The 6,881-nt window shown below is 47.1% G+C and carries 4 protein-coding genes; all 4 read left to right on the forward strand.

Annotated features, from left to right (window positions below; translation table 11 throughout):
- Positions 1–1,586, forward strand: a 1,586-nt coding sequence (gene tssI / locus AC2204_RS20460) for a type VI secretion system tip protein TssI/VgrG (protein ID WP_318927738.1), incomplete at its 5' end; no start/stop codon positions are given.
- Entirely contained in the window at positions 1,583–2,428 is an 846-nt protein-coding gene (locus AC2204_RS20465) for a DUF4123 domain-containing protein (RefSeq protein WP_318927739.1), read from the forward strand. The genes tssI and AC2204_RS20465, both read left to right, overlap by 4 nt.
- Positions 2,425–5,754 (forward strand): toxin VasX, encoded by a 3,330-nt coding sequence (locus AC2204_RS20470; RefSeq protein WP_318927740.1) that lies wholly within the window; start codon positions 2,425–2,427, stop codon positions 5,752–5,754. Before AC2204_RS20465 ends, AC2204_RS20470 begins: the two co-directional genes overlap by 4 nt.
- 11 nt (positions 5,755–5,765) lie before the next feature.
- Positions 5,766–6,881 (forward strand): hypothetical protein (locus AC2204_RS20475; protein WP_318927741.1); only part of this gene is annotated, 1,116 nt, incomplete at its 3' end.

A 6,881-nucleotide genomic window follows, 5' to 3' on the forward strand; every position in this document is an offset into this window, starting at 1 on the left:
AACACACCGAGACCGGTCATGTTATGGTCATTGCCGACGGGCAGGATGGCTTTCTCGAACTGCCCGCATTGCCATACCGGCACAGTCACGGCATGGCAAAAGACCGCGACATCATTCATCACTTTGCACTGTTAGAGCAAACACAGACTGGCAAAGTGTCGCTGACCGACTTCACCTTTGAGCGCCCTGATTTCAGACCGAAAGGGCTCAAGGCCAGCAATATCTCTAACGAACAACCTCTGGAAGCCTTTCATTATCCCGGTCACTTCACAACCGATGCCGACGGAACACGTATCGCGACATTAACTTTAGAGCAGGCCAGAATTTATAAGCAGCGGGTAATCGGGAAAAGTGACTGTACCCAACTCACCAGCGGGTATTTTCAGTCGTTGGAAGCGCACCCCAATGATCAATGGAATGAACCCTGGTTGCTGGTGGAAGTGAAACACCAGGGCAAGCAGCCACAGGCGTTAGAAGAGTTTGCTGACGGGGCGGCGACCTATAACGCAGATTTTATTGCCACCCCGTGGGAAGCCGCGTTTCGAGCCGAGCCCATTACCAAGCCGTATATCCATAACATCGATACCGCCATTGTCACCGGTCCTGCTGGTGAAGAGATTTACTGCGATGCGCTTGGGCGGGTAAAAGTACAATTTCATTGGGACAGGGAAGGGCAGGCGAACGAAACAACCAGTTGCTGGCTACGTGTATCACAGGGCTGGGCTGGCAACGGTTATGGTCAGTTTGTCTTGCCGCGCATAGGCCACGAAGTGATCGTCAGTTTTATTCATGGCGATCCGGATAAACCCATAATCACCGGTGCGATGTTCAACGGTAAAAACAAAGTACCGTATGATCTGCCAGAGCACAAAACCCGCAGTACCTTTAAAACCTCATCAAGCGTGGGTGGCGGCAATTTTAATGAACTGCGCTTTGAAGACAAAAAAGACAATGAACAGTTTTATCTTCATGCCGCAAAGAACATGGATGTTCAGGTCGAAAATGATCGTAAGGACGAAATTCTCAATGCCGACCACCTCACCGTGCACGACTCCCGCTTTCAGGAAGTCAAGGTCGACAACCACAGCACCGTAAACGGCGATCAGTTTGAAGCCGTCAAAGGCGATAGCCACCATATCATCGACGGTACCGTCCACACCAAAATCGGCAATAAACAACTGATTGATGTCGGCACCGAACTACATCTGAATTCAGGTCAGAAAGTGGTGATCGAAGCGGGTGCAGAAATCACCATCAAAGCCGGGGGCAGTTTTGTTAAAGTCGACCCGTCAGGCGTCACCGTAGCTGGTCCGACAATCAAAATAAACTCCGGTGGCAGTGCAGGCCGCGGCAGTGGCGCAGCAGCACAGGCTGCGCAACTGCCAGTCTTGTCGCAGAGAGCACCCGATGCCGATGTGAGTGCGCCGGTAGCAGCGGTACAACAAGGCAGTACGCAGATAGCACCCGCACAACAACTTAATGCGGCTATATTACCAGCGCAACAAGCCAGTACACTGAAGACTGCAGCGCAACGAGCACAAGGCTATTGTGAAGTTTGTGAAGCCGATGAGAATAATCAGCTATGAGTATTTCGTCAGAGCAGACATACCAGTACCTGATTATAGATGGAGCCTCTGTTGATAATCTCGCTAAGTCGCTATACGACACGGAATCTGACTTAAACGGCATGACACTGTATGCGGGAACAGCTTTGCAATCGGTAATGGATATTTCCCCGTGGGTTGTTGAAAGTACCGGTGCTTTATACACATGGTTCCAAGAGTGTGTTATTCCGCTAAATGCGGGGATGATACTTCATACTGATGCGGATTTAGAGACAGTTACACAGCACTGGAAAAGCTTATTGCATGCACAAAACACCCATAACGAAACGGTGATATTCAGAGCTTATGATCCGCGGATCTTTTCAGCATTAATTCAGAGTAGTACAGAACAGCAATTATCAAGGTTATTTGGGCCTGTCAGGCAAGTGTCGGTATGGGAAGTACAGTCTCAATCCTGGCAACAGTTTAGTAATACCTCTCAGAGTCTTGATTATGACGAGAGTGAACAGTTTGTACTGACTGGTTTAAATGCTAAAAAAATAACCGAGGTGACGGAAGCCACTTTTATCCAGCGGCTTGTTGAACATATTCAAACCTATTTTCCGCAACAGCACCCATCGTCCGACGAAATAGAAATGGCCGAAGTGTACTACCACAAGGCCCATTCTCTCGGTTTTAGCTCTGAGCGTGCCGTCTTTTATTTCACCAATGTCATTTGTTTGCTGGGTATGGATGTTTTGGTTGATGACACTTATCCGGATATAAAGCAGTTGCTGACTGAACCCAGTTTATTAACGCCCTCACAACGGGTACATAAAGCCGCGTTACTTGCTGCCGAATACAAGAAGGAATTGGAATTGTGAATCTCAGTTATAACGACAGTGCTGCAACAATGTCTGAAGATGAAGCCGGCGCACCTCAAGGGACTTGTCCGTTGATGAAGCAAGATATTCAGTTAATACCGGTTCGTTATGCCTTGGTCGAAGAAGAGCAGGCAATGCCGGATCATATTAATGCTTCCCTTTATAACGAAGAAGGATTGTCACAAGGGATCAGGCCATTAAATGAAGGCTTTCTTTACCTGATACACTCTTCCCGGCCGGATGAACTTCGTTGTTACGCGATTGATAAAAGCGGACAGCTAAAGGAATCCTTACTGAAGGCAGGTGAAACAACGCAGCAGGAAACTGGTGAAACCGCCATTATTCTGCCCCGCTCAGGGTCAGTGAAGGCATTATTTACCCCTGTTGCTTTGGCTGATGGCGGCAGTAATTTTCTCGCTTTCGAATCAGACCATGCAAAAACCATGAATGCGATCCCTCTGGCGGGGTATGATCCGATGTTGGGTGACAAAGGGCTCATTTCAACAGATTTACTGTCAAAACAGACCGCAGATTTTGTGACTGACATGAAGCCTGCCGGGGATGCGCCGGATTTGGGCTTGTATCAATGGCTCGCCGCTGAACAATGGCAACTGACAACGTTATCTGAACTCACCCAGTTCATACAGCCAGATTACAGTAATGACTGCGCCTTTATGGTGGTCAATGATATATGCAGCGATATTATTGATTACGCATCTCGCTGGAATTCGATTCAGGATAAATTTGCCGAAGAAGTTAAAGTGCGAGGGGATGATTATGCGATCGGCACAATTATCGACCAGTTTATTTCAGCACAGGCAAAAGTAAGTAAAGTCAGTCAGGATATTGAGCTAGTTCTTAGCGATGGAGAATTAAAAAATCTAAAGAAAGAGGAACTGGTACAATTAATTGAGCATATCGAAGATAAAAATAATATTGCCTATCGCCAGAACCCCGTCGGTGATCATCCGAAGGTCATTCCTTATAACCCGGTAGCCGAACAATATGCGGAAACACTGGCCAATAAAATAAACCTGTCGGCTGGAAAACTGATACATAAAGTGAATAAAGCCATAAAAGATCATAATTTATTGGTTGATGGTTATGGGCCGATAAAAAAAGGGATTAAAGATGTCATTCGCTATGACGAAATGCAGACGGTATTAGACAAAGCTGCTGATATTGACCGGCAATTTAAAGAAAAGGAAACGGCAGTTGTTCAGATGCTGCAAAGTATTGCCCCGAGCTGGCACCTGTTAGCCCCGCACTTCAGCGAAGATACCCCTGAAAGTGTGGTTGCAAGAATGAGCTATGAAGATGCACTGTATCAGCTACTGAATATCGAAACACCGGCCTGGGTGCAGGACTATTATTTTGGTGACAGTATCGTACCAATGTTGGTGTATCAGTCTGTCTCGAACAAAGGCCAGTCGACAGCCACCCTGCCTAAATCATTATTTACGCTGGCGAATATCACAAAAAAAATACAAGGGAGTGCAAACGCAAAATCTAAGCCGGAACAGCTTCAACAAGCCCTGAATGACAATAGTGACCACCGTTTTAAAAGCTTACTGACCGACGATGGACAACGGGCAAAAGTGGTTGCCAGTCTGGCGAATAAGAATGAGTCGATGGTGCTCTCTCTGTTTAATCAAACTCATACTGCACAGGGGAAGATGATATTTAGTCATAAGATGGAAGCGATCATTAATAATGCGCCCCAAGCGACGAAAGCGTATATGGCAACGTTCTTTGATATGACGGGCGTTGGCTGGACGGTAGCGAACACGCAAGCCTTGCAGCAGTTAGATAACAAACTGAAACAGTTAGGCGAACTAGTTGCTAAAGACCGCCACATAAGCGGGGTGTTACTGGCGGCAAAGCAAAATAGCGCCTGGAAAAATAAAACGGGCGCAGCCAGAAAACAGGAAAAGGCCGCCTACGATGCGCAGATAAAACAGATCAAAACCGCAAGAAAAAATAACCTGAGCCAGATCCGAAACAGCCTTGATGAGATCCAGAAAAGTACCTTCCGCGCAACCGACGGAAATACCGCCATGCTGGCAGGGGTTAGCAGCGAGACGGCAAGGTTATTGTTAAATGAAATAGAATCAACCCAGAACTTATTTAAATCTAAAACCCACTGGAAAGAAACAATGCAGGAGCTTACCCATAAAGAGGGTAAGTGGGATAACGCCAAAGCCCAAAAGCTTGCCCTAGGCAGTTTTATTACAGTCTTTAACCTGTATACCTTTATTACCGCGATTGAAGATTACTTCGACCCTGAAAAAGATGTCGAATTATTGGGTGTCGTTTCCAGTGGATTTAATGCCGCCAGCGCATCCGTGGGTATGGTAAATACTTTTTATTCGGCCCATTTAAAAGCCGCGTATGGTGTCACGGGCAGCATGCCGGTATTGGCTAAGCTGGCAAGGGCCGACATTGCGGTCGGTTGGGTCGCCAGTGTGCTGGGCACGATTGGTTATGGCATAAAGTTCAGCAAAGATAGGCAAGCTTTTCTAAAAGATATGGACCGAGGATCTGTTCTATATATTGTTTCTGCTGTGAAAACAGGAACCAGTTTTTTTCTACTTAGTGGAAGCTTTTATGAAAGCTTTCATCTCACACGTATTGCTGTACGTGTGTTTATAACAGGCACGATGAAAGCCACTGCCGGGCAAATGGCAATGGCGAGAATACTGGCAGGCAGCGGCCCTTATATGTTGTGGGGTTACTTGTTATACGTCGTGATAGAAAAGTTTTATGACTTTATCAAATGGCCGCCATTAGTGGCATGGGCAAATAACAGTTTATGGGGCAAGAGTGTTGAATATGACACCCTGGCACAAAACTCAACGGCATTAAACCGTGTGTTATTTACCCCGAAAATAAGTGTCGCGGCAGAGCCTGAAACCAGTGCATCAATGAGTTTCGAACCGGTGCTAACCCTTACCGTCATTCTTCCCGGCAACGAGCTGCCCGATGCGGATAATTTGCAGCTGGCACTGGTGGGAAAGCGTAAACAGCTTACCGATATGCGCCTTACCGACCAGCTTATTCTTAATAGTGAAGTAACGGCATTGAAAGGTGGCGCGTCTAAACTGGTTTTTGACCTCGATATAAGGGAGCTACAGCAACGGCAGATTAATAGCTTAGAGCTTCATGTGTCATCTCAGCCGTGGAATGCCGTGTCACAGGCTGAGACTTACAGCTACAGCATCGCGTTCAGCATTGTTCATATCGCCTATACCCCGACGGTTAAGCTTACCTGTGAAGAAATTAGCCCGGGTTATAGCCCTCAACTGTCTGGTTGGGAAGTGATTTAAGGAACATTGTTATGGGAAATGAAACCAAGCGCATGTTGGCGATGGGTGAAAGAATGGAGCAGGACGGGGTTGAAACCGTTGCTATGGCCCCACTGCCTGCCAACAGCGGTTATGCCCCCGGTAATGTTCAAGGGTTGTTAAAGCGAAAAAACGCGACCTACATTGATTTGAAAACCTCAGGCGGTGAGGCGTTTGGGGCCAAGATATATCTATTAGGCAACCTTTTAGCTGTTTTAGGTGGGCTTTATTTTATTATTTGGTCAATATTGGACTCTGGTTTTGGGGGAGGCATTGGAGTTTGGGCTGGCGTTGGCATGCCTATGATTTTGGTTGTGTATTTTGCGAATCGGCAATTAGAAGAAGAAACAAAACGCAATGCTCCGTTGCGCTGCCACCGTGAACGGCGGGAGCTGATTTTCAATGTGCAGACCAGCGATCACGAGATCCCATACTTTTTCTGGTCACCTGGCATTTTTATCTGTGCCTCCATGGGCTGGTTTGTGTTAATGATGTCTATTTCATCAATATTTCTTTTCCATGATGGGCCAAAACCACCTCCAGACTATTGGTTAAGCAGTGTCATCATAACTATTGCTATTGCTATTGCTTTTGGTACTTACCCGCTTAAAAAGTTCATTACATACCGGCGGCAGCTGAAGCGCTGCAAGGTCAAATATGAGCAGGTTGCTGTACCCTGGGATAAGGTCGGGGTCGAATACCAAAGTGCCAGCGCGGCGTCTACCAGCGGGCTTCATGACTATCAATTCCTCAGCTTTCTAGCCCCCGATGCCAACGATGAAACGTTGGCGGTTGCATCCGTCAACTTCCCGGTACATTCGATGGCAGAAGCGTATTCAGGTTATGAGCTGGTACGCACCTTTATGGACCAGGGCGAAGCCGGGCTGGAAGGTATAGACCCCTTCGAGCGTGTACCTTATGACTTTGACGCGCAAATTAAACTGAGGAAAAAAGCCTATGATCCGATCACCTACGCGGTGTGGCGGTTCGGCAATTGGTTGAGCTTAAATCACTGGGCCCAGTCATTTATGGAACGCCACAATGAAACCTTGCCCCAAGCGGTATTAAACACCCCCAAGCTAGTGGAATGGTCAAAGCCCCTGCCCAAA

The sequence above is a fragment of the Photobacterium sp. genome (assembly GCF_057456235.1).